We start from the raw sequence: 24,657 nt of genomic DNA, 5'->3' as shown, positions 1-24,657 counted from the left end.
TGATGACCAGAGGCAGACTATCAGCTACGGGAGGCAGCATGTTGCAATCTCAACTGACCACCATGGGGGGGTATGTCCTTGGTATTGCCAATGCGATAGAACAGCAAGGTTTAAATGCCGACAAGCTGTTGCAGTCTGCCGGTATTGAACAACGCCCTAAAAACGATCCTCTGGACCGTTTGCCCCACGACAATATCAGCCGTTTATTTGATGCCTGCGTGAAAGCTACTGACGATCAGTGCTTTGGACTTTCGGCATCCCGCTATCTGAATATTGCTAACTTTCACGCGGTAGGATGTTCGCTCACTGCCAGCAATAGTTTGTGGGATATGCTCCTGCGTCTAAAACGTTATGCCCATATCGTCTCGCAACTAGGCCATCTCCACGTGGAAGAAACCGACACAGAGGTAAGGCTGGTTATCGCCATGGAAGCTGTTGCCTGTTACGAAACCCAGGATACGGCTTTTAGCTTTATCGTTCGTTTAATGCGATCGCTCTATAAAAACAGTTTGCACCCCAACAGGGTAGAACTGGTACGCCCACTTCCCAGCCAGGGAGCCGAGCAGTTTTCTGAGTTTTTTCGCAGCCAGGTAAGCTTTGGCCACCCCCAAGCGGTATTCAGTTTTAACAAGGCGGAGATGCAAGCCCCACTAGCAGGCGCCAATCCGGAACTGGCGCACTATAACGATAACCTGGCCAAAAGATACTTGACCCTGTTGGACCGCTCCGATATTGCTCGCTTGGTAAAAGGCAAAATGCTTGAACTGATGTCATCCGGGGATATATCCAAAAAGCTGATTTCACAACAGTTGAATATGAGCGTGAATAATTTGCAAAGTAAACTGGCTAAGCAAAATACCTCCTACTCAGCGCTGTATGATTCCGTACGTAAGGATATTGCCTGCGATCATTTAAAGCAGCAGCATATGTCGATTTGTGAGATTTCTTATTTGGTGGGGTTTTCTGATACCAGTAATTTTACTCGTGCGTTTAAGCGTTGGCAGGGTGTGTCGCCTAGTGAATACCGAGAAAACAAAGCAACTGATTTGAGCTTCATGGATTTAATGAACTAACCCTAATTGCCATTCCCGTGAAAACGGGAATCCAGGGGTACGGAGTGATGCAGTCCAGCTCTTTAGCACTTAACGTTAATTAGCTTACTGCAATGGATTTAGTCTGTGCCATAACACTGGATACCCGTTTTCACGGGTATGGCGTGCTGGTGGTGAGGTGGTAAATTTAGGGTTTATTGAGTGATAAAGTCCAGTTCTTTAGTACTTAGGGTTAACTAGATCACTGCAATAGATTTAGTGCGTGCCATCAAACTGGATACCCGTTTTCACGGGTATGGCGTGTTGGTGGTGAGGTGGAAAATTCAAGGTTTATTGAAGTATTTGAGTTTGCTGTATTTGGCTATGATCTTGTCAATACTGCCACTGTCTTGCAGCCGCCCTACCTGCCTGCAAAACTGCTGGCTAATGACCTCAGTTTTATCACCCAGAGCATTCATTGAAAATCCCAATGTCACCGTCGCCGAGGGAAATATATTCTCTTCTATAACTTCAGCATCACCCTGCAGTGCTTTATAGCTCGCATAAAAATTGGGTACCGAGGAAATAACGTAATCGACTCTGTTGGCCAATAACATTTTGGCTAACTGAGGATAAGAGTGCGCATACAGGAAATTAACCTCAAAGGGGATATACTCAGAAAATCGTTCGACATCCACATAGTGGTAGCGCATCCAACCAACGTTACTAGTGCCTGCATTGGTGGTGGAGTTTTTTACCGGAGCCAGACTAAACAGTGACATTTTGACTGAAAACAGCGGTTCCTCACAAACCACGGTATTAGGAATATCTTTGAATTTTATATTTTCGCCCATTTCAAAATGAGGGAAGAGATCAATCTCAGCATTTTTTAGCGCCGTAATGACACGCCCGGCGGGATAGGCAGCAACTTCCACCCGGTAAGGAGAACCTGTAGCTACAAGTTCGAGCAGATCTTTGTATATCCCCTGCTCTTCGCCATCTTCAATATAAGTAAAAGGATAGCTCTGAGTACCAGAAGCAAAACGTAGAATTTGTGGAGACGTATCGTTTAAAAGGTTTTCTGCCACACATGTGGAGCCAAGTACAACACATGTGAGAGATAAACAAATAGCCAGGAATGCCTTCAAGGTAATAGCCCAATACAACTCATGGTCATATTACCTATCCTAGACCATTACTGGGGCTTTAAGAACCTAACCCAAGAACTGAAGATCAGTCCTACGAAATAAGGAATGATAATCAGGCCATAAAAACAGGGGCTGATATAACCTACATACAGAAGAGGCTAAAATTAGAACAGCTCTAACTGAGCCTCAGCAGCCTGACTTGGCACACGCTTGGTTCTTGGCGCAGACTTTTTAGTCTCCAGCTTAACCACGGCTGCTTTTTTGCTCGCTTCAATCTGATGCTCAATATCTAACTGGAATTCAGTTCTGAGTTCAGCGGCAAGCTGTACGGCTTCTGGTTGCGCTTCAGGCTGTACGTCTTGCTGAGATTCTGCTTGTGGTTCCGGTGTTTGCGATTCCTGAGCTTGCGGTTCCGGAGTTTGTGCTTCTTGTGCCTGTGGTTCCGGAGTTTGAGTTTCCTGGGCTTGTGGTTCCGGTAGTTGAGCTTCCTGGGCTTGCGGCTCCTGCTCTTGTCCAGCAACAACTTCAGGCTCTGGGGCTTTTTCTACCTTGGCATCGCTGATCAGGCGTGTTTGATCTTTTAAGGTAAAACCCTTGGCCAGCTCGACACAGGCATCGTAATAGTGGATACCCGTATAACCACGAATACGTGCCTTCTCTGCCTCGTACCAACAGGCTTCGAAGGCGACTTCGATATCGACGTAACAAAGGTGCTCTTCGGCGCTCTGATCGTCGTCGATCAAAAACCACACAAGGCTGTGTTTGTCTATTTCGTAATCAAGCCCCAGGTCAAATAAGGCGTCGGTAATATTCTTGAGCGCGGGTTCACGCTTTTCCATGCGCGAGTTAATTATTGTGCATCCCTTTGCACTGAACCTTTCTTCGCCATGATGTATAGATTTTAAGCGAATGGCGACGTACTTCTCACTCATATTTTTTTATTGTTCTCGAATGCTACTTGGATATTCGTTGACTGGAAGCGAGCAAGCTTACCATGATTTTGGATTTTGGAACCAATTAGATTTTGGCTCATTTATTGAGCACAATTAGAAGTACCAACCCAGCTGTATCGACGCGCTCAGCCCCCGTGATAGCTGTAGATTGCCGGGCTCAAGATCAACACCCCCAAACTCTGTTCCACTAGGGCCGATAGGAATATTCAATGAGCCTAGCACTTGAATATTTTGTGAAGGGTCATACTGCACAACCCATTGCCATAAACTGGATTGATCACTGAGGTTAACAAATACACCTGGACGAAAATTCAACAACGGCGTCATCTCTATGGTTAACGAACCCGCAATATATTGTCGGCCGGTTGTGTATAACTCCCCACGTGTTAATCGCTCACGTAACGCGGGATTTTCCAGAAGATCCGTTGTGGATAACTGATCGCCGGTTTCACCAAAGCCGTTGTAATAGTACTCCGCCACACCACTGATATTTTTATCCCACCAGCGCCAGGAATAGCTCAGATTGGTGACCAGTGACCAGGTCCAATGATCGCTGGCATCTACCGCCATCACATCGCTACGCCATACTGCACCACCAATATCCCGTGCAACGCCCATGGCAACAATGGATTCATCATAATGCTCGGCCATCAACAGGTCCCACTCCTGCTCTCCCCACCAGGCGTGATATTTCAGTGCGGTGGAGGCAACATCTCTGGTGACATCATGCTCGTCATCACGGCGGGCGACATAAACACCTTGCAGGTCATCACCGTTATTAAATAAATACTGGCCGTAGAGCATGTCATCGCCGGTTTTATATTCGGTATCAACTGCGGCGGGATCAAACGGATTAAAAAAATCGACTGGGTTATAGATTAAACCGTTGCCCCAGCTAAGTACCTGGCGGCCCAGGCGCCACACAGACTGTTGGCCGGTATAGGTAATATGGGCGCGATCCAGGCGGTGTAAGAGGATATGACGGTCTTGATCACTGAAACGGTGGGTTAAATCAAACAGGCGGCGGTCGTCATCGGGAAAGCCACTGGAACCGGCCACGGTTAAGGTACTCGCTGCACCTCCCGTTACCGCCAGCTGCTTTGCCAGGTCTACGCCATCCCCCGCAATGCCCAGCAATTGATAATCCACCTGAACTGACCACTGACCTTGCTGTGCCGACCACTGCAACCGTAAATCAGCGCTGTGATCGTAGGCCTGTGCCTCACCGAGCTGCCGAAACAGAGAGTCATCCGGGTAATGGGCCGCCTGGGCGCGATATTTTAAGTGGCCACTTACGGTGTCTGCCAGGGTTGCTGTTGTCGCCAGTGCACATATCACCCCCAATACAAAAACGGGTGTGCGATAAAAACGGGGTTTTGCTCGTTCGCTAGCGACGCTGATCTTCAACAATTTTTCCATCCACCATGCGAATCAATCGCTGGGCGTATTCCATCACCCGGGTATCGTGGGTTGCGATAATAAAGGTGACCTTATGATTGACGTTAAGCGATACAAACAAATCCATTAACTGTTCAGCAGAGTGAGAATCCAGATTGGCCGTGGGTTCATCAGCCAACACCAGCGCGGGCTTGGACACAATTGCGCGGGCTACGGCTACCCGCTGCTGCTGCCCGCCGGATAGTTGCGCCGGCCGGCGATCTTCCATACCTTCCAGGCCAACCTCACGTAAAATATCATCGGCTGCACGACGTCGCTCGGCTGCACTGACGCCCTGTACCTGCATAACAAATTCAACATTTTCCCGTGCGCTGAGTACAGGGATCAAATTGTAAGCCTGAAACACAAAACCAATGGTATTGAGGCGCATATTGGCCAGCTCACCTTTACTCAGGTCATCAATAGAACGCCCTGCGATGGTAATACTGCCCTCGTCCGGTTTATCCAATCCGCCGATGGCATTGAGCAAGGTCGTTTTACCGGAACCGGAAGGGCCGGACAGGCACACGAAGCCGCCCTCTTTAATCGTCAGATCAACATGGTCCAAACCATAAATGGTTTGATCCCCCTGCTGAAAGCGTTTGACCAATCCCTGACAGGTTACTGCACCCATGCTATCAGCCTCATCATTGTTTCTGTTTTATGTTCATATCTTGGTTAACGCTGCTTTTTATATCTTGGTTAACGCTTCCTTCTATATCTTGGTTAACGCTTTTATGGGCTCATACCGAGCCGCGCGCCAGGCCGGTATCAAGCTCGCAACCACCCCCAAGATCAGTACCACCACGGTTGCCAGCAACATATCTTTTACTAATAACGTCGGGTATAAGACGCTGCTCATCCCTGCCATTTCCATTCCTTCGGCGACGACGGAAATATCAATACCCGATTGCAGGGGCACGATCGTTAACCAGGCGGTCAGATTGCCAATAATTAATCCCAGGCCCAACAATAAAATCGATTCACATAACACCTGCGCCATGATCGCACCTGGCCGCATACCCAGCGCTTGCATTAAACCAATCTCACGCACGCGTTCAAATACCGCCATAGCCAGTGTATTGACCAAACCAAACGACAGCGCGGTAAACACAACCACAATCCAGATAAACACAAAGCCGTCCATCATGGGCAACATAGACCCCAAGTAACTATCCAGCTGGGGCCAACTTAGCACTTCAAGATTCAACTTCTCACGCTCAACCAACGCCTGCAAAGGCTCGGCCAGTAAGTCCGCCTGCCGATAATCCTGACCTAACACTTCCAGCTCGGATACCTGATCACCCATACGTAAAAACCGTTGTGCTGTCGCACGGCCGGTAAAGGCAAACTGCTCTTCAACGGCGGACGGATCACTGCGATAAATACCGACGATACGAAAACCGCGATCCACCACCTCGTTATCCGGGTCCTGGCTCATCAGCACAACGCGCTTGCCCAGATTGGTTTCCAGTTTTTCCACCAGGCGCGCACCGAGAATAACCCCGCGGTCATCTACGCCTTCAAGGTAACGTCCATCATCAATACTGTCGCCGATAAAAGACAGCGGGCGCTCGGCTTCGGGGTCTATGCCTACCAGGGTAATGCCGGTTGATTCTCGCTCACTTGAAACAACAGCCGGTACACGTACACGGGTGGTCCAAGCCTTCACCGTTTTATCTGCCACGGCTTGTGATAAGGCGCTTTCCAAGGCAGGAGAAGGCGGCTCAATGCTGTTGACGATATTGGGGTCATCAATATAGTCCGGATGATGCATCTGCACATGGCCCAACAACGTCTGAGTGCTGCCACGTACCATATCGTCAACCATGCCGCGCATCATCGCGGTCATAAAAATCATGGCCCATACACCTACAGCAATAGCCGCCAGCATAATCAACGTGCGGCGATGGTTACGCCACAAATTGCGCCAGGCCAAAATCCACACCACTTGCCAGGAGTGATTCATTGGCTGCTCCTCATGGCTTCGATGGGATGTAAAAACTGTAACCGCAACGCCGGATAAAAAGAGGCTAACAGGCAGCCAAGCCAAACTATCGCCGGCCCCAACACCAACACCCACACATTGAGGGAAGGGTAAATATGGGTAGGCAGGTTATAGCGTGCCATGGCCTCTTCCATACCGGGAATACTAAAACCGTTAACATTCAGGTAAGCCACCAAGGCAACCCCCAGAGCGATACCCAAAACAAAACCCAGCGCGGCCATTAAAAACGCTTCCAGCATCACCAGTCGCCCCAAGCGCGCCGGTGTTAACCCCAGCGAGAGCACAATACCAAACTCCCGGGTACGCTCCAGCACCGACATCAACTGTGTATTCAGCACACTAAAAGCCACCAAAATAATTAACACGCCGTACATAAACCAGGCACTGGTCATGTCAGCAATAATGGCCTGGCGTAATCCGGGCTGTAGCTCTTGCCAATCCAGTAAACGTAATTGAGGATGCTCAGCTAAAGCGGGCTGAAGTTCTGCCTTGAGAGTTTCCAGGCGATAGACATCGTGATTCATGATGACCACACTGTGGCCCGCATCCCCCATGGCAAACGATGCCTGAAAACGCTGCATTGGCATATGGATCACGTTGCGGTCGAGATCAGCAACACCACTGTCAAACACACCCCGAACATAAACCACATCGGCGACAAAGGAACCGTCACGCCCGGAGCCCAATAGAGTTAATTCATCCCCCACCGATACCCGTAAATTACGTGCAAGTGCCGCCCCTATGACTACCTGGTCGTCTGAATCGGGCACAAGATAATCCCCCTGCTTCACCAAACCCGGCAGGTTTGATACCTGTGGTTCAAAGGCAGGCTCAACCCCCATAATCATGGCCCCATAACTGCGCTCTTCACTGGACACCAGGGCAAAGCCCTGGGCCCGCGCAGCAACCCTGACTTGCTCTGGGTTTAGCTGGCGTAATTCTTCGGCTAGTGCCACTACACCAGTTACCACCTTATGAATGCGCGGCAGATCCTGATAGCCCTCGGCCTGCACCTGCATGTGGCCACTCATTAAACGCAGTGTGTTATCGATCATGCGGTGGTACATACCAAACTGTATGCTGATCATAAATACCAGCAGCACGTTGGAAAATACCATGGCAGCAATGGTTAACCAGGTACGGCGCGGGTGCCGCCAAAGATTACGCCAAGCCAGTTTGAGATTCAGCATTGCTATTGCCGCCCTGGTTATTGACCGTCGCGAGGATTACGCAGATTGGAAAGTGTGAATTGATGCGGGCTGATAGTGACATCAAAATCGGCTTTATGGATCAGGATTTCGGTCCACTCATCAGTCGCTTCCAGCTTTTCCATACGCTGCTGTTGCGCCACACTACGGCCGTCCATAACGGTGACTTTGAGCGTATTGAGCTGTTTAACTAAAACATCATCCTGATCATAAAACTGGTGTTGTAAAAGCACATAGTCATCGCGAATATGCAGAACCTCGCGCCCCCATACCACAGACGAATCCTCTAGCGGTATAGACTCAATCCGATATACTTGATGCTCGCTCTGCTGCTCAACATCCAGTAAGCGATGTGTGTATTCATCAATGATATCGTCGGAACGGGCCACATCATTATTGGAGAAATCTGAGCCCATCCAGCTCTGTCCCATCATGGAGGAAGGAATCTTAATCACGCGGTTGATTTTAGGAGCGTAGGACCACATGGCATTGCCCCGCAGCAAAGTGCCATTGCCAACGTCTTTTTTCGGGGCGGTGATACGAATCAGCGTCTGCTCGTTACCTTGGGTCCAGCCTTTCATTGAGACGCTGCGCTGCCAGTCCGGGCGACTGATGGTCATGGTCATCTCTGAATAGGAACTCAGGCCGCGCCAGTGCTCGATGGACTTTTCCACAATCTCCTGAGCTGACACTGACACAGACACAGACACTGAAATAGACTCTTCGGACGTCGTTGAATCTTGTGCATAAGCTGCTGCAGATATCATACCCAGCACTGCAATACGCCAAATGATAGACCACCACTGAATCACCGTATGCTCCTTGACTGCTCGTCTTTAGCTAAACAAACGATAACGGTTATATAGGGACATTTCTACCCTCATAATCAGGCAATCATTGAGCTGGATCAGCACCTTGCTGATTGCTCCAGTCCCCAACTTGCCCACTGCTATACCAAATTGGCTTATTCAGACAAACCATGGCGTTTACTGTCAATTATGTGTCTGAAATGGTCATGCTGCCTCACCACCAGTGCCGTAGATTAATACCATTCACCCCATCTGAGGCCCGGCTATGACTGTTAATAACTTATCACTGTTCGAAGAAAAATCATTCTGGTTAAGAAGCTACGGCGACTATACGCCTAACCCGCCTTTCGCCGGCCAAGCCCAAGCTGATGTGGTGATTATAGGCGGTGGATTTACCGGCCTTAATACCGCCTGGCAATTCAAACAAGACAACCCCAATGCCAGGGTGATTGTGCTGGAGGCAGCCGTTATTGGCTATGGCGCCAGCGGCCGCAACGGCGGCTTCAGTATGAAGCTGTTTGGCATGGAACCGGAATTGACGGTATTGCGCTGGGGTAAGCAACGCATGATTGATGCCCATCATTATATGCAAAAGGCCGTCAAGCATTTGAAAACCATGGTAGAGGAGCACGATCTGCAGTCCGACTACCGCCATACTGGCATGTTCCGTGTTAGCTACAGCAAACAACAATTAAAACGCTGCCAGAAAACCTATGAATTGTTTCAGAAGCTGGGCATCGATGATGACATGAGCTGGCACACTCAAGAAGAGCTGCAACAGGAGTTCAACTCCGAGCGTTTCCTCGGCGGCATGTATGAATCAGAAACGGGAATTCTGAATCCTTGCAAGCAGGTTCGAGAATTAAAACGTCTGGCACTGTCTGCCGGGGTAGAAATTTACGAGATGATCCCTGTAACCGACATTGACCGTAACGGTTCACAGATTGTAACCCAAACCGCAGAAGGCAAGATCACCTCCGACAAGATTGTGCTGGCCACCAACGCTTACTCCCGTCATATCAACGGGCCCCGCAAGCTGAAAAACCGACAAATGCCACTGTGGACCTATCAGGTTGTGACTGAACCTTTAAGTAAAGAGCAATGGAACAGTATCGGTTGGCAACAACAGCAATCGTTTGAGGATAACCGTCAGTTAGTGCACTACTTCCGCCCCACCGTTGATGGGCGCATTACTATGGGCGGGGGCGATGTGGTTACCCCAGGCGATGAGTGTATGGATAAAGACTTTGCCCCCAAGCTTTGGCAGCACTGTGAAAACCACTTGAAATGGATCTACCCGCAACTCAAGGATGTGCGCATAGACTACCGCTGGGGCGGTCCGACTTCTGTAAACCTGGATATGACACCTGAAATTGGTTACCTGGATGATGAGCGCATGATTTACGCCACAGGCTGCATTGGCCACGGCGTATCCCTTACACATTTAAATGGCAGAACTATTGCAGACCTGCTTAATGGCGATAAAACCGAATTAACCGACTTTTGGATTGTCAATCGTAAAGCCATTCCACAACCAGGCAACACACTCTCTTACCTGGGCGCTAAAACACTTCATGCCGGCTTTAAACTTTGGGACCGGTGGGATGAGCGTGGTCTGAAAAGAAGCTAAATTGTCTTAATCAGACAGGTCGTGACGACAACTATCAATTATGTGTCTGAAATGGTCATGCTCTGCCGCCTTCTCTGCCGTAAATTATGACCTATACACTCTATATGGGAACCGGTAATGACAGTTAATAACCAATCACTCTTTGAAGAGAAATCATTCTGGCTACGAAGCTACGGTGACTACACACCTAATCCGTCTTTCGCCGGAGAAACCCAAGCCGATGTAGTCATTATTGGTGGTGGGTTTACAGGTCTCAATACCGCCTGGCAATTTAAGCAGGACAACCCCAATGCCCGTGTCATTGTTCTGGAAAGTGCTGTGATTGGATTTGGCGCCAGCGGTCGTAACGGCGGCTTCAATATGAAGCTGTTTGGCATTGATCCGGAAATGACGGTATTACGCTGGGGTAAACAACGCATGGTTGATGCCCATCATTATATGCAAAAAGCCGTCAGTCATTTGAAAACCATGGTAGAGGAACACGAACTGCAGTCCGACTACCAACATACGGGTATGTTTCGTATTAGCTACAGCAAACAACAGCTAAAACGTGTTGAAGAAACCTATCAACTGTTTCAGAAGTTGGGCATCGACGATGACATGCGCTGGTATACACAAGACGCATTACAACAGGAGTTCAACTCCGAGCGCTTCCTCGGTGGTATGTATGAATCAGAAACGGGAATTCTGAACCCTTGCAAACAGGTTCGTGAATTAAAACTCCTGGCACTCTCTGCTGGCGTAGAAATCTACGAAATGAGCCCTGTAACGGGTATAGACCGCAATGGTTCACATATTGTAACTCATACCGCAGAAGGCAAAATCTCCGCCGATAAGATTGTGCTGGCCACCAATGCTTACTCCCGTCACATCAACGGTGCCCGTAAACTGAAAAACAAACAGATACCACTGTGGACCTATCAGATTGTCACTGAGCAATTAACGCAAGAACAATGGAAGAGCATCGGCTGGGAACAACAGCAATCTTTTGAAGACAACCGCCAATTAGTGCACTACTTCCGCCCCACGGTTGATGGGCGTATTACCATGGGTGGGGGCGATGTGCTTGCCCCAGGCAATGAGTGTATGGATAAAGACTTTTCCCCCAAGATCTGGCAACAATGCGAAGATCATTTGAAATGGATCTACCCGCAACTCAAAAATGTGCGTGTAGACTATCGTTGGGGCGGCCCGGTATCTGTAAACCTGGATATGACCCCGGAGATTGGTTTTCTTGATGATGAACGCATGATTTACGCCGCCGGCTGTATTGGTCACGGTGTATCACTGACCCACTTGAATGGCAGAACCATCGCAGACTTGCTCAATGGTGATAAAACCGAATTAACCGACTTTTGGATTGTTAATCGTAAAGCCATTCCACTGCCTGGCGATACGCTCTCTTACCTGGGCGGTAAAACACTGCATGCCGGCCTTAAACTTTGGGACTGGTGGGATGAGCGCGGTCTGAAAAAAAGCTAGGCGAATGCCCTACCCTTTTTTTAAACGCCCTGGAAAAACTCGCCAGGTCTGCATACCCCAATGATAATGCAACCTGGCTAACCGACATGCCCGATTCCAGTAATGCCTGTGCACGACCAAACTTCAGTGTCAGCTGAAGCTCTCGAAAGCTAACGCCCTCTTTTGTCAGTTGCCGGCGCAGTTGTCGGCTACTTATACCAAATTGTTGAGCAACCTCTTCCAAGTCCAGCTTTAGGTTTTGCTCTTCCAAAATACTACGCACGCGACCCGCATAGGTCATTGGAGTAATTTGCGATTCAATCACTTCATCACAGTAGCGAATGCTCGCCAGATGTAACTTGCGATTGGCGTTTGGCAAGGGTGTATTTTCGATGGCACGGTCGAATATGATCGTCGTTTGTGCTGCGTTGAACTGAACATCGACACCAAAAAAGTCGTGATAGATAGCCGGCTCACTGGGTGGAGGCAGACGCATGGTCACCGCCTTTGGCACCAGGGTGTCGCCTATCAGATCGGAAAACAGCGCCAGGCAAGCCCCCATACCGCGCTCTTCACAAAAGCGCTGACAATCTGCGGGCATTTCGAAATCGTGCAGCGTAAGACACAGCTGCTTTTTGGTTGTGGAAAACTCAAAGCGGCTAAAGGCCAAACCCAGCAATTGGTAGCGCTGCATTAACTCCCAGACCTGCTGAAGATTATCACTGGTGGCCAGCGCCTGTCCGAACATGCCCATGGCTGAAGCAATACAATGCTTGGCAACCATCAGCCCCAACTGCTCGTCGCTGCCACGAAATTCCTGAATATTGCGAATAAGGGTCAACTCTTGCCAGACGGAAATACTGGCCAGCGGATTTTCCAGCTCATCGGCCACAATCTGCGTGCCGGACAGGCACTGGTCCTGGCTTAACCCCAGCTCTGCGCCAACCTCCAGAAGAATCGATACTCCGGCGGTATCTCTTAGTCTTTGCCAGTCAATCATAACCCTAATTTGGCCTGCCTATTCGTCGAAATGTCCGAAAGTATCATATCCTGGTCACAGGTGTTATAGCCAGCTTTTGAGCGGATAAGGATACTAACGAGCATCAATTTAACGCGGAAAGGACACTGGTATGCTTAAACAGACATTAGCTGCGGCATTGTTGCTATTCACAAGCGTGACAACTATCGCCGAGCAGAACACCAACCGTGTGCACATAGAAACCCCATTGGCTCTGGTGTATCAGTACATCACCCAACCGGACAAATGGCATGACTGGTATCCCTACTCCAAATCGGCCAAGACGCCGGGAGGCTCGTTGCAGCTGGGGCAGCGATTTTCTGAAGTGGTCACTCTCAACGACACAGATGCTGATTTTAACTATGAGGTAGTAGCAGTACAGGCCCCTTCGCTGTGGAAGGTGGAATTTACCTCACAACAGATTATCGGCAGCATTCAGTATCAGCTGCACGAAACCATCGACGGCACCTTATTAACACGCACGCTGGAATATTACCCCGTCCCCCGTAACCCTGACGAACAACAAGCACTCGCCATGTTGGCCGCTCAGGTTCAACCAATATCCGTTATCGTAATGCGACAACTGAGAGAAAAACTGGAAAGCGATTGGCAAGCTTCCAACCCCATCAAGCAGTAAAGAGGAAACCCTATGCCATTTATTACCTACACCACCGTAGCAGGCGCCTTAACCGATGAACAGAAAGTGGAACTTTCGAACGCCTTAACCGAAGCGGTAACCAACACCCTGGGTGAAAAACTGAAACAGAATGTCTGGGTAACACTGAACGAAGCACCTGAAGGTAACTTCTATATCGGTGGCCACGAACTAAAAGCCAAAACTCTTAAAAGACTAATGGATTAATCGAAGGAGGCAACCCATGCTCGAGACCGTACTTATACTCAATGCCCTTTGGTTTTTGGGGGGCTATCACACGTTTCATATACGCGGCAGAATTTTCGCAAAGAAGGTGGTGCCTAAAGAGCATCGCAACACACCGGTGTTCGAAACCCTGATTATGTCTGGCAAGTTTGTTGCCGGATTTAACCTGGCATTTTTAGTGCTCAATATCTTATTGCTACTGAATACGAGCTTATTTGACAAAGACCTACAGTGGGTGATTCTTTTATTCACCATAGCTGTTGCCCACGCGACACAGTTTGCCTTTAATGTTCCTGTGGCTCTGCAAAACCGCCGCGGCGAAGGTGTATGGGAAGTTAAAGGGCTGATGCTGTTTATATTTATTACCGACTTTACAATGATGGTATTGAATTTGGTAATGGCGGGAATGTATCTAATCAACTGATAACTCAGGAAGCTATCTCGTCGATTAAATTGAAAAAGGGCGCCTCTACAGGCGCCAAACGAGAGACTTATTTGTCAAATACGTTAGTAGCTATAACGAAGAGTTGCGCCATAACTAGCGGGTTGATTTAACCAGCTCCAGTAAGAGGATTGTGTTCCGCCACCTAATGCCTGCGCGATCGTGTGCCCAGTGTGGTTAACACTGTAGGTTTCATCCGTCACGTTTTTACCCCATAAGCTTAAATCCCAATGATCCGCTCGCCAGCCCATCCGCACGTTCACTAAGGTAGTCGCATCAACAGTACCATAGGGAGCAAAGGTGGGATCGGCTACATGCTCACCGCGGTATGCTATATCGCTGTGAAAGTACATTTCGCCATTGCTGAGAGGATAAACATAATCTGCACTTACTGTTCCGGACCAATAAGGGGCAAACGGCATTTGTTTACCACTGAAGTCGCAGGTGCCATCGGGATTATGTGGTGCGGCAGCATCCGTATGGCACCCAGCTTCCTTATAGTCTCGGAATCTGGCATCCAGATAACTAATTTTGGCGCCCATAGTCAGGTTAGGCGTAACGGCAACCATGGCATCAATATCAATACCCTGTGTCACTTGCCGCCCCGCATTTTCAACCAAAAATGCAACGGTGGCGACATCGAACTGCGTTACCTGGAAATCTTTATACTCGGTATAGTAGTAAGCCAAATTAATACGCGCTCGACCATCAAGCAGATTATCTATTTTTGCACCCACCTCATAACTAAGGGTCTTTTCAGTATCATATTCACGATCATCAATAGGCGTTAAACCCGCATCACCATTAAAGCCACCGGATTTATTCCCTGTGGCGACCGTTGCATAGAACATGGCATCACCCACAAAGTGGTTGAGACTTATCATGCCATTAAATCCATCGTCACTGATGCTATCCGCACCAGAATTCGGCCCTGTTAAAGCACGGATAAATATATCCTGGGCAGGATTTCCCGATAGGTTGGTATCTGTGAAAAAATCAAAATCTTTCTCTTCGGTGCCATAACGTAAACCCAGAGTCAGATTTGTTGCTTCGCTAAAGTTATAGGTTGCCTGTCCAAATACAGCCACGGACTCTGTCTCATAGTTGGCTTCCCATGTCGACGATGCCCCCGGTGTAAAGGCCAGATATGCGCTACCGGCACCGCAGGTTGCAGCATTAACGGGGTTGGTACAATCAAGGCCACCTAGAATGGCAGCGGCGGCGCCAGCAAATGGCGCAAACCCATCACCTATCTCAGCATACGTCTTGTCCTTATCTCCGCGTTGCAGGTCAGACTTGAAATAGAATAAGCCAGCCACCCAGTCAATGGTCTCTCCGCCAGGGGACGTTAAGCGAAATTCCTGGCTGAATGAGTCTTCCTGCATTCGATCGGTCGTCTTAACAATATCGATTGATGTCATATCGACATCCGATTCTGATTCCATATCCCATTGCTGCCATCCGGTCGAAGACAGAAAGGTAACATTTTCAAAATCATGCTCAACCTGAACACTGGCGCCTTTCACTTCAACTCGATTTTGCTTGGAAAAGGTATTGGTAATTTCTCTGTCATCGATATCGGTATTTTCAACAACTCCACCGTTGAGCGTCTGGGCAAGCACACTTAAATTACTCGTGGGATCAAGATAGGAATCGGGCGAACTGCCATAACTATCTTCAAGGCTATAATAGCCACTAAAGCGAACAAGCGTATTCTCCGCTGCAGTCCACTCCAACAATCCTCTGTAAGATTGCTTATCGACTTGATTGTACTCACTATTATCAAACTCACCACCCATGACGCCATCGCGTTTACGAAGTCGGCTGGATACACGGTAGGCTAATTCATCATTAATCGTATCCGATAAGGCAAGCTTGGTATCAGTCAAACCATCATTACCCAGTGTTTGCTCGAACAGCGCTTCAAAGGATTCAGAGGGTTTCTTCGTCGTTACAGAAATAACACCGGCATTGGTATTCTTTCCATACAGGGTTCCCTGGGGTCCGAATAAGACTTCAACCTGCGACACATCCACTAAGTCAGAAATACCAAACAGGCTGCGAGGCATAAAAACACCATCGACAAAAAAACCAACTGAAGGCTCAAGCGTTGGATCTGCCGCCCCTGTACCAGCACCACGCAACTGGATACCCGTTGCGGCCGGGGAATTACCACTGTAAATATTCAGCCCAGGAATAATGGCCTTAAGGTCTTCCGCCGTATCAATACCACTGTTAAACAGTGCATCTTCCGAAATAGCCGATACACTCATGGCAATATCTTGTAAGGACTGCTCACGTTTCTGGGCAGTGACTACAATTTCTTCTAATTCAAAATGTTCTACAGCAGCGAATGAAGGTGCTGAAACACCCAGTAGACTCGCCGTCAGCAAATTTAATGGTGTCTTTATTTTATTATCTCGCATGATTACTCTCTCAGTATTTATAGATATTATGTAATGTCTGTCAGTTACTGCTTTACTGAACCTCCTCCCGTTAATGTCGCTATAAAAACTATTCCAATAATGCGACCACCCTGGCTGGAGCCGCCGAGGCGCCAACAATTTTCAAGGGAAAAACACAAACCTTGAAGCCATGCGATGGAAGACTACTCAGATTAGTTAGCTGCTCCATTTGCCAATAGGGTTTATGCTGGCCAATTCGATGGCCTTCCCAAAACAGGTCATCCCTGTTTTGCTGCTTGGCCTGTTGGATTTGATAATGAAAGGGAAGATCCCAACCCCACTGATCTATCCCCATCACAGTGATGCCTTGATCGATTAGCCATTCTGTCGCCTCCGCACTCATACCTGTGCCTTTTTTCCAGAACAGCTTAGTCCCCATGTATTCATCACGCCCGGTGTGAATAAGCACAATACTTCCAGGCTGCAATTCAGAGCCGGTCTTATCCAGGGACTGAATAAGATCTTCGGCAGTAATAGAATCCCCTTCTGCCTTATGGGTCATATCAATCACAACACCCGGGCCTATACATTCATTGAGAGGAATATCCTCAACACTGGCTGCCTTCTGAGTACCGTTTTTAGGCCCGTAGTGCCAAGGGGCATCAATATGCGTGGTGCTGTGTACTCCCATTTGCGTGATGGTGTCATCTGCCCAGCCAACAAAGTCTTTTGGCATTAAGCGAAATGGCAATCCCATCAAGCGAACTATCCATCGAGCTATCCAGTGGGGTTTATGGCGAATCTTCACACGCATAAAAAATGGGTCTTCACGGTTATATTGAATAGGTTTTGACAAATCGACTACTTGCATACCGGTGTCTCTGTAGCTAACGGTGATAAAATCTTATTTTTGATGTGCCCTATACCTTTAATTTCGAGTTCAAGTACATCATCTGGAGACAGCCAGCGACCATTCTCCATGCCACTGCCCCCTGGAAGCGTGCCAGAGCCAAACAACTCACCCGGATGGAGTTTTTCACCTCGGGAAGCGAAAGCTATACTCTCCTGAAAACTGTGGTACATGTCCTTGGTTGAGCAGGACGCAACAAACTCATCATTAATCGACACACTGCCTTCCAACCGACTTAACTTGGGAAGAACCTCGTCGGCACTGACGACGACGGAGGACATAACACTGGAAAAATGTTTGGCTTTTTGTGGCCCAAAACCACAATCCATCTCGGCCAACTGTTGATCACGGGCTGAAAGATCATTTAACACAACAAAGCCGCCGATAGCTTTTTCAGCCTCTTCAGGCGTAGCATTGAATAACGGTTGCGTTAGAATGGCCCCTAATTCCAGTTCATAATCCAAGGCTGATGTATAGCCTGGCCATGGCACCGGCTCACCACAGACTAAAAAGTTGAGGTGATTACTAAAATAGTAAATTGGCTGCTGATACCACAGTTGATGTGGTTTGAACTTCCAAAACGGTTTACCCGTTATTGCCTCAATTACTCTTGAGAATTGATAACCTGCGGGCATAAACTTTTTGACATAACCGCGCGATGCATTAATGACGTGATCTTCAAACAGCATAAAGTCACGAAAGGATGTTGGATCAATCGGTGTCATAAGCTTGCCACCAAGATCATTGACCGGTTGAAGGCGATCAAGCTCTTGGGCAAGCGCGTTGAAACCTTGACTGCCCAGCTGGAGTACGGCAATAACATCTTCAGCCAGGTTACCGGTAACCCCAAAATCCAAGGCTAGTGCTTGCAAATTTGGGACTGTATCAAGCGATCTCCATGCATTGTTATGCAAGGCTTCCACCCTTACTCTGCCATCAATGTTAACGCGTCGAAATTTCATAAAAAGATACCTTTGTTAACTCCTAGAAAACGAGTGCTATACAGATTCCAGGACGGCCTCAAACTTGCCTTGAGTCTTCTTCATCGTCGCAAAAGCCAGCTTGAATTCCAGCCGCTGAGAAAGACGGGAACCTTTATAAAAGGCTTTCTGGAATGATTCACGGTCCGTCATTCGTTCATACCAATCCTGCACAGCGGGGTATTGATGCCACAGGTATTGCATTTTCAAATCGACAACCCGGTCTATCAGAGGCACTAAGCACATATCCGCCAAAGATAATTTCTCCCCCAGAATCCAATCACCTTGCTCCAACGCAGTATTCAACCGCTTAACCGTTTCTAGCAGCTGGCGCACTGAATCTTGCAAAACGGACTGCTCAAAGCCTTTGCCATCGTTCATCTTTTTATAGAAACCGGTACGAATCGTGCGTTTATCGATAGATTTCTCGAATCCCTTCTTGCTTTTCACCAGTCGCAAGGCAGGCAGGAACACCTTTTCGAATGAAGGTATTCGAACCGCTGAAGTAGGTACCTCTTCGATAAACCGTAACCACGCACGCATTCTGGCCCGATCCAGAGGCGATTCGGGTGATAGCGAGCACTCTGGGAAGACTTCATCGAGATATTCGATAATGCAGGATGAATCCATAATAGGCTGACCATTATGAACCAGCGTTGGCACCACACCGTTAGGATTGATTTTGAGGTACTCTGGTGTGAGCTGCTCTTCTTTTCGAAAACTGATCTCATGAGAGATAAAATCAAGACCCTTTTCGTGCAGAACCAGGCGAACCTTCTGACTACAGGTTGAATATGCTGAATGATAGAGTTCAATAGTCATTTATATACCTTATAGATTTAAAGGCACCGCAACATGGCTATACATTCCTTTGGTGTTGCTATTGATAAATAACTCAGTCTCTCCATAATCTGCATCTGAGCTTTGAGTGCCTTAACAAGTCAACAGATGGTAATATCTCTGCAGCAGGTTGAATTGACAGATCGGACAGTCACCATGTCCAAGCTGCCAAATACACACTCAAACACACCATAAGTACGGTTTATTTACTGAATTTGACTGATCTCGCTATGACAGACGCCTATAGCTATTCAACCGTGATCATTGGGCTAGTATTCGATGCCTTGAATAAAGCAGGCTATGACACCAGCCAGCTACGCCAGCAATTCAACCTTACCGACATTGCATTTGGCTCAGAGCTGGATCGGATATCACAGGATATGCTGATAAACATCTGGTCTGAGATAGAAAATTTGACACAGGACCCGGATATAGGCCTACATTTGGCCGAACACTGCAACATTGGCCTGAACGGCGTAGTGATTCATCTCGTAGCAAGTAGTGATACCTTGCTGGAGGGAATGAATAGGATGGTCCGTTACAAAAAGATTATTGGCAATTCAACGCTACTATCCATCACGGAAGATAACGATAAAATTCTACTGAATTTTGACCTCAGCCATGGCAACCATTTAAAGAAATCACAAGCAGATTTTTTCGCGCTTTATTTATACCGCATAGCCTCCACCCTATCCCATCAGAACATCAAACCCAGTTTGATTAAACTCTCGATCGCAAAGCCTGAAAAACTGAATGAGTATGAAAGGCTTTTCCCTTGCCCAGTCGTTTTTAGCTCCCCAAACAATGCGATACAGTTTGAGAGCGGTGATCTAAATTCACCATTACAAAGCGCCAACCCTAACCTGCTTAAAATTCACGAAGGGCTTGCTTCGGGCTACATTAAAGAGATTGACAGTAAAAACCTGATTGAAACGCTGGAAAAAGCCATATCCCTGGCCATGATGGATGGGCCCGTAAATATTGCCATAGCAGCCAAAAGACTGGCCATGAGCGAAAGGCAACTCAAGGAAGCCCTATCTAAACAGGGAACATCATTTAGTGAAATACTGGAATCACTGCGTGAAAAGATGTCTATCCGCTTATTACAGCAACCAGAATACACCATCACTGACGTTGCTTATCTGTGTGGCTATTCCGAATCCAGTGCATTTGTTCGAGCCTTTAAACGCTGGAAGCAAGTTACCCCCAGTGATTTTCGTAAGCAATTAAAAGCTTAAGTATCCTCAGAAAGGGTATGAACAACATTTAATCGCATCCTACTTTTGACATTTCAGCCTTTTCACCTCTTCCTCCAGTCAATCTTAAAGAAATCAAACCAGCTATTCTAGAATCGGTCTAAGACCACAATGGCCCTCTATTACGCTCCCGCACGGCCATCGGCTTATCATATCCAAGGCACTAAAAATGAATACAGAAGAAGCTGCGACAGATACAGGCGATATTTCTGAAAGCGAAAATACATCTGAAATAAAACAAGCTTGGCTACCACTGACGGCTGCTTTTATCGGTATAGGCTGTGGTATTTCTTCATTAAGCTTCTATACCACGGGCATTTTTATGATCCCTTGGCAACAGGAGTTTGGCTGGAGTCGTACAGCTATCTCCAGTGTTGGTATATTTGCTGGCATCATTCTGGCCTTAATGTCTCCCGTAGTTGGGGCCTTAATTGATAAACTGGGTTTTCGTCATATCGCCTTTTTCTCACTTATCGCCTATGCGGTTGGCATTCTAGCCATAAGCTTTATCAGCAACTCTCTAATCACACTGTATATGCTGTCCATATTGACTGCATTACTTGCATCAGGGTCATCGCCGGTAACCTTCACGCGTGCGGTAACCGAATGGTTTAATAGTTCAAGAGGTCTAGCCCTTGGCATTGCACTTATGGGCACAGGCGCGGCAAGCGTCTTAGCCCCTATATTACTTACTCAGGCCATTGAGAACTTCGGCTGGCGAGATGCATACCGTCTGTTAGCATTGATAGTATTCTTCGCAGCCACCTATGTTTATCTATTTCTTAAAACACCAGCAATGGCTATTTTGCCAACTAGCAGCAAACGTATTACTGAAACAGTAAAATCAGGAATAAGCCGAAAGGAAGCCCTTCAGAGCTGGACGTTTTATCAAATGTCAGCAATTTTTTTGTTAGTCTCTACTGCAGTAAGCGGCATGATCATTCATTTTATCCCCATGCTGTCTGATCTGGGAGTCACTCAGACCACAGCCGGAACACTCACGGCCACGATTGGAGCATCCATTATTGTAGGGCGTTTAGGTGTCGGTTTTCTTATCGATCGATTCTTTGCTCCCTATGTTGCAGCCGTACTTTTTGGCCTGGCCTCAATCGGTTTTATGGTCTTTATCATCGGTGGCGTAGAGTACGCACTGGTGGCGGCCCTAGCAATTGGCTTATCCATGGGAGCTGAAGTCGATTTAATTGGCTATATGATCTCACGGTACTTTGGTTTGAAAGCCTACGGGGTACTTTATGGCACTATTTATTCTATATTTCTCGTAGGCGCCGCAATCTCTCCCTTTCTTGCGGGATTGATATTCGACAAACTTGGCAGCTACGATATTTTCCTCATTATGTCTGCTGCGTGCTTGGGTATAGCATCATTACTATGCTTGTCTCTTAAACGCTTCCCCAAGCTACGCCATTAGAAAACTCTATCATGGTAATGCAGTCATCTTGGCCATGTAGACCGCCCATTATGCGCAAATACTTATGCTATTTCTAAAGTCGATTCGGGTTCTATTTGCTTGATTAATTCCTGATGTAAGTGGCGTCGCCAAGATTCTCTCAGCTTATCAAGACGTGGATTAGCGACAACATCGAAAGCAGCAAAACTCGCCAACGGCCTCATCCCGACGTACTGTTGCGCTTTATGCATGGCAACTAATACTTCTTTCTGCAAACGGCCGTCAAAGAAATGCGCTTTATCTAAAAACGCTTCTTCAGGTGCATTCCAGGTGGTCGACAGCAAATAGCGCTTGCCCCTTAATAATCCGCCCTCACCGTAACGGTCGCTACCTTCAAAGAATACGCCATGCTCATACACCTCATCCATATAGGCTTTTAGCCCTGCCGGAACACTGAACCAAAATACCGGATACTGAAACAAGACCACATCTGCCTGTTTGAACTTTTCCTGCTCCTCTCTGACGTTATAACCGTCGGCAACCGTCGTCTGTAATATGTTGAAGTGATTCTGTAGCTCGTTGCTGGCCAGCTCAATTAAAGTCTGACTGAGTTGCCCCTGTGCTACCCCTCGGGACTCTGCGCCATTGATCAATAACAGGGTTTGCGTCTTCATCTGATAGCTCCTTAGTGCGTTATCTGAATAGAATGTCGCTATTCTATGCTCCAATCAGATTTGCGATAATGGGAAAATATGGATTACATTATTCGATATTTGCAACAATGATCGGAGGACGAAATGCACGATCTGAACGCCTTGCGCGCCTTTCTGGCCGTGGCAGAAAACGGCAGCTTTAGTCAGGCAGCGCGTTTGCTGAATTGCGCCAACTCTTCTATCTCAAGACAAATCAGCCAACTTGAACAACAACTTGGCCAGACGTTACTGATTCGCAGCACTCGCTCAGTGGCGACAACCGATGCCGGAGCCGAACTCTATGAGCGCATTCGCCTGCTACTCCCGGAAGTCGATGCCGCCTGTAGCAGCTTGCCAACAAGCGAAGGGCAGCCAGCCGGAAAGCTACGTGTCAGCGTGCCCTGGTGGTTCAGTCAGTGCTTCATAGGACCATTGTTAGCCAAATTCCATCATGCCTACCCTGACATTCAACTCGAGCTGATTGCCAATGACGCCCTGGTCGATGTACTGGCTGACGGATTTGATGTGGCTATCAGGGTGAGCTATCTGAAAGACTCGGAACTGATCGCCAAACCCCTTGGAGCCCATAACTACGTACTCACGGCCAGCCGCCAATACCTGGATCAACACCCGGCCATCACACACCCGACAGACCTGGCTTCACACCACTTGATGGCCTTCGCGTTATCCACCCCGTTTAAAACCTGGGTACTGCGCAAAAACCGCAATGAGTTTCGCGTGAGTACCGAGCACTGCTGGCTTCGCACCAATCATGCTGAGCTTCTTTATCAAAGTGCGGTTGATGGCGGCGGTATCATTCTGCAACCGCGCTGGGGATTACAAGACGCCTTGGACAAGGGTGAGTTAATACAGGTATTACCGGATTACGAAGTGACATCGACACGCTTTGATAATGGTATCTATGCGATCTATTCAAAACATCAAAGGCAGTCACCTAAAATCAAAGCGTTTGTAGATTTCTTTGCCGGGCAATGGGACATTCATCAAGAATAAAAAGCGAGCAGTAATTGCCCGCACTCAACACAGTTTTTAGTTCAAACAATCCAGCTCTTCTACTAACGCCGACATTAATGCATCGGCATCCCGGTGTTTTAACAAGGGTGCACCCTGGCCCGCATAGTGTGAGCTGAATCCGGCATTACCTGCTGCTTTTGCGGCCGCCTTAATCGGCGCGACAAAAAAACTGTGTAACGGGAACGGCAAGGGCAAGCCTTCGGTTTTATCGATAGCCTCGATAAATTCATCGGGAATGAAGCGCGCCAATCGGCCAGTGTAATTGCGACTTAATACAGTGTTATGGGCCTTGTCAGAAAACAGCACCTGTTTGTGTTCATCACTGGTACCTGATTCCCGGCAGGCCAGAAAGGCGGTACCCATTTGCACGGCGTGAGCGCCGGCGGTTTGTATGGCGGCAATACCACGGGCATCGGCAATACCACCGGCGGCTATCAAGGGAACATCGAGGCTGTGGTCAATCTGCCGCACCAGCGTGTAGGTGCCGACCAGTGACTGCTCTGCCGGTTTTAAAAATGCCACGCGATGGCCGCCCGCTTCGAAGCCGGTGGCCAGAACTATATCGATCCCGGCTTCAGTAATCGCGCGAGCCTCATCGAAGGTGGTTGCTGCACCCATGGTGATAATGTCGCGCTGTTTACAGGCTTGTAGAACTTTTTTATCGGGAATACCAAATACAAAACTCAGAACCGGAGGTGCGGCCTCAATCACCGCCTCCACCTGCTCCTCAAAGCGTTGGGAGATGTTTTGCGGGTAGTCGGGATATTCGACTCCCAGCTGATCATAAAAAGGTTTAAACAATTTCAGGTAACGCTCGAAACTGGCGGGGTCGAGATCCAATCCGTGGGCATCGTGGTCGGATACCCACAGATTGATATTAAAGGCCTTATCGGTGCGCTGGCGTGCAGCAGCCACCAGCGCAATGATGTCATCTGGAGCCAAGATATGCGCTCCATAAGACCCCATACCACCGCTGTTGGATACTATAGTGAGCAATTCCAGCGTCGATAAACCTCCACCAAAAGGCCCTTGGATAATCGGGTACTGAATATTGAGTCGTTCACTGACGCGCGTCTGATTCCAAGACATGGGATTACCTTTTCGTT

Annotated in this window: 23 protein-coding genes; 9 read left to right on the top strand and 14 right to left on the bottom strand. The window is 48.0% G+C overall.

Translation table 11 applies throughout. The features are described 5' to 3' along the window. The first annotated feature begins 38 nt into the window (after positions 1 to 38). Complete coding sequence (locus ACGHZ6_RS04945; RefSeq protein WP_390617702.1) at positions 39 to 1,073, top strand: AraC family transcriptional regulator ligand-binding domain-containing protein; 1,035 nt, start codon at positions 39 to 41, stop codon at positions 1,071 to 1,073. A 302-nt stretch (positions 1,074 to 1,375) separates the two neighbouring features. Here ACGHZ6_RS04945 and ACGHZ6_RS04940 read toward each other — a convergent pair whose 3' ends face one another. The 7 genes from ACGHZ6_RS04940 to ACGHZ6_RS04910 all read right to left on the bottom strand — a co-directional run bounded on the left by ACGHZ6_RS04940 (position 1,376) and on the right by ACGHZ6_RS04910 (position 8,597). Further along, on the bottom strand, positions 1,376 to 2,119 hold the full coding sequence (locus ACGHZ6_RS04940) for a substrate-binding periplasmic protein (RefSeq protein ID WP_390617701.1): 744 nt from the start codon (positions 2,117 to 2,119) through the stop codon (positions 1,376 to 1,378). Between the two features lie 224 nt (positions 2,120 to 2,343). Then, the gene (locus tag ACGHZ6_RS04935; protein ID WP_390617700.1) at positions 2,344 to 3,111 is read right to left on the bottom strand and encodes a hypothetical protein; all 768 of its coding nucleotides are present in this window, start codon (positions 3,109 to 3,111) and stop codon (positions 2,344 to 2,346) included. 114 nt (positions 3,112 to 3,225) lie between these two features. Then, positions 3,226 to 4,542: a hypothetical protein gene (locus tag ACGHZ6_RS04930; protein WP_390617699.1), complete on the bottom strand. Its 1,317-nt coding sequence runs from the start codon at positions 4,540 to 4,542 to the stop codon at positions 3,226 to 3,228. Further along, a complete protein-coding gene (locus ACGHZ6_RS04925) occupies positions 4,520 to 5,203 on the bottom strand; it encodes an ABC transporter ATP-binding protein (protein WP_390617698.1) in 684 nt (227 codons plus the stop codon). The genes ACGHZ6_RS04930 and ACGHZ6_RS04925 overlap by 23 nt, the downstream gene beginning before the upstream one ends. 81 nt (positions 5,204 to 5,284) lie before the next feature. Next, complete coding sequence (locus ACGHZ6_RS04920; RefSeq protein WP_390617697.1) at positions 5,285 to 6,538, bottom strand: ABC transporter permease; 1,254 nt, start codon at positions 6,536 to 6,538, stop codon at positions 5,285 to 5,287. Then, on the bottom strand, positions 6,535 to 7,767 hold the full coding sequence (locus tag ACGHZ6_RS04915) for an ABC transporter permease (RefSeq protein ID WP_390617696.1): 1,233 nt from the start codon (positions 7,765 to 7,767) through the stop codon (positions 6,535 to 6,537). Before ACGHZ6_RS04915 ends, ACGHZ6_RS04920 begins: the two co-directional genes overlap by 4 nt. A 17-nt stretch (positions 7,768 to 7,784) precedes the next feature. Then, complete coding sequence (locus tag ACGHZ6_RS04910) at positions 7,785 to 8,597, bottom strand: outer membrane lipoprotein-sorting protein (protein ID WP_390617695.1); 813 nt, start codon at positions 8,595 to 8,597, stop codon at positions 7,785 to 7,787. A gap of 262 nt (positions 8,598 to 8,859) precedes the next feature. On the opposite strand from ACGHZ6_RS04910, the gene ACGHZ6_RS04905 reads away from it, so the two are divergent. Together ACGHZ6_RS04905 and ACGHZ6_RS04900 are read left to right on the top strand one after the other, a co-directional pair. Further along, positions 8,860 to 10,224 (top strand): NAD(P)/FAD-dependent oxidoreductase, encoded by a 1,365-nt coding sequence (locus ACGHZ6_RS04905; protein ID WP_390617694.1) that lies wholly within the window; start codon positions 8,860 to 8,862, stop codon positions 10,222 to 10,224. A 117-nt stretch (positions 10,225 to 10,341) separates the two neighbouring features. Then, complete coding sequence (locus tag ACGHZ6_RS04900) at positions 10,342 to 11,706, top strand: NAD(P)/FAD-dependent oxidoreductase (RefSeq protein ID WP_390617693.1); 1,365 nt, start codon at positions 10,342 to 10,344, stop codon at positions 11,704 to 11,706. On the opposite strand, the gene ACGHZ6_RS04895 is transcribed toward ACGHZ6_RS04900, so the two are convergent. Beyond that, positions 11,660 to 12,685, bottom strand: a complete 1,026-nt coding sequence (locus ACGHZ6_RS04895) for an AraC family transcriptional regulator (RefSeq protein ID WP_390617692.1) — start codon at positions 12,683 to 12,685, stop codon at positions 11,660 to 11,662. The genes ACGHZ6_RS04900 and ACGHZ6_RS04895 overlap by 47 nt on opposite strands. 130 nt (positions 12,686 to 12,815) lie before the next feature. On the opposite strand from ACGHZ6_RS04895, the gene ACGHZ6_RS04890 reads away from it, so the two are divergent. Genes ACGHZ6_RS04890 through ACGHZ6_RS04880 form a run of 3 tightly spaced genes read left to right on the top strand, consistent with a single transcriptional unit; the run spans position 12,816 to position 14,007 of the window. After that, entirely contained in the window at positions 12,816 to 13,340 is a 525-nt protein-coding gene (locus tag ACGHZ6_RS04890; RefSeq protein WP_390617691.1) for an SRPBCC family protein, read from the top strand. 12 nt (positions 13,341 to 13,352) lie between these two features. Next, positions 13,353 to 13,565, top strand: a complete 213-nt coding sequence (locus ACGHZ6_RS04885) for a 4-oxalocrotonate tautomerase family protein (protein ID WP_390617690.1) — start codon at positions 13,353 to 13,355, stop codon at positions 13,563 to 13,565. A gap of 16 nt (positions 13,566 to 13,581) precedes the next feature. Beyond that, entirely contained in the window at positions 13,582 to 14,007 is a 426-nt protein-coding gene (locus ACGHZ6_RS04880; protein WP_390617689.1) for a hypothetical protein, read from the top strand. 83 nt (positions 14,008 to 14,090) lie between these two features. Here the strand turns inward: ACGHZ6_RS04880 and ACGHZ6_RS04875 are convergent, their stop codons facing one another. The 4 genes from ACGHZ6_RS04875 to ACGHZ6_RS04860 all read right to left on the bottom strand — a co-directional run bounded on the left by ACGHZ6_RS04875 (position 14,091) and on the right by ACGHZ6_RS04860 (position 19,142). Then, entirely contained in the window at positions 14,091 to 16,451 is a 2,361-nt protein-coding gene (locus ACGHZ6_RS04875) for a TonB-dependent receptor (protein WP_390617688.1), read from the bottom strand. A gap of 88 nt (positions 16,452 to 16,539) precedes the next feature. Then, positions 16,540 to 17,301 (bottom strand): cyclase family protein, encoded by a 762-nt coding sequence (locus ACGHZ6_RS04870; protein ID WP_390617687.1) that lies wholly within the window; start codon positions 17,299 to 17,301, stop codon positions 16,540 to 16,542. Further along, the gene (locus ACGHZ6_RS04865) at positions 17,292 to 18,302 is read right to left on the bottom strand and encodes a fumarylacetoacetate hydrolase family protein (RefSeq protein ID WP_390617686.1); all 1,011 of its coding nucleotides are present in this window, start codon (positions 18,300 to 18,302) and stop codon (positions 17,292 to 17,294) included. Before ACGHZ6_RS04865 ends, ACGHZ6_RS04870 begins: the two co-directional genes overlap by 10 nt. Positions 18,303 to 18,338: 36 nt before the next feature. Continuing rightward, on the bottom strand, positions 18,339 to 19,142 hold the full coding sequence (locus ACGHZ6_RS04860) for a glutathione S-transferase family protein (RefSeq protein ID WP_390617685.1): 804 nt from the start codon (positions 19,140 to 19,142) through the stop codon (positions 18,339 to 18,341). 248 nt (positions 19,143 to 19,390) lie between these two features. Here ACGHZ6_RS04860 and ACGHZ6_RS04855 point away from each other — a divergent pair, with 248 nt between their 5' ends. Both ACGHZ6_RS04855 and ACGHZ6_RS04850 read left to right on the top strand, forming a co-directional pair. Then, the gene (locus ACGHZ6_RS04855; RefSeq protein WP_390617684.1) at positions 19,391 to 20,398 is read left to right on the top strand and encodes an AraC family transcriptional regulator ligand-binding domain-containing protein; all 1,008 of its coding nucleotides are present in this window, start codon (positions 19,391 to 19,393) and stop codon (positions 20,396 to 20,398) included. A gap of 187 nt (positions 20,399 to 20,585) precedes the next feature. Beyond that, a complete protein-coding gene (locus ACGHZ6_RS04850; protein ID WP_390617683.1) occupies positions 20,586 to 21,845 on the top strand; it encodes an MFS transporter in 1,260 nt (419 codons plus the stop codon). Between the two features lie 62 nt (positions 21,846 to 21,907). Here the strand turns inward: ACGHZ6_RS04850 and ACGHZ6_RS04845 are convergent, their stop codons facing one another. Beyond that, positions 21,908 to 22,498 (bottom strand): NAD(P)H-dependent oxidoreductase, encoded by a 591-nt coding sequence (locus tag ACGHZ6_RS04845; RefSeq protein ID WP_390617682.1) that lies wholly within the window; start codon positions 22,496 to 22,498, stop codon positions 21,908 to 21,910. A 123-nt stretch (positions 22,499 to 22,621) separates the two neighbouring features. Between ACGHZ6_RS04845 and ACGHZ6_RS04840 the strand changes: the two genes are divergently transcribed. After that, positions 22,622 to 23,530, top strand: a complete 909-nt coding sequence (locus ACGHZ6_RS04840; protein WP_390617681.1) for a LysR family transcriptional regulator — start codon at positions 22,622 to 22,624, stop codon at positions 23,528 to 23,530. 36 nt (positions 23,531 to 23,566) lie between these two features. On the opposite strand, the gene ACGHZ6_RS04835 is transcribed toward ACGHZ6_RS04840, so the two are convergent. Further along, complete coding sequence (locus ACGHZ6_RS04835; RefSeq protein WP_390617680.1) at positions 23,567 to 24,640, bottom strand: NAD(P)H-dependent flavin oxidoreductase; 1,074 nt, start codon at positions 24,638 to 24,640, stop codon at positions 23,567 to 23,569. Between the last annotated feature and the right edge of the window lie 17 nt (positions 24,641 to 24,657).

Source organism: Maricurvus nonylphenolicus (assembly GCF_042854845.1).
Lineage (GTDB): Bacteria > Pseudomonadota > Gammaproteobacteria > Pseudomonadales > Cellvibrionaceae > Maricurvus > Maricurvus nonylphenolicus.
The sequence above is the reverse complement of the archived record's forward strand: the minus strand, read 5'-3'. Positions and strand labels throughout refer to the sequence as shown.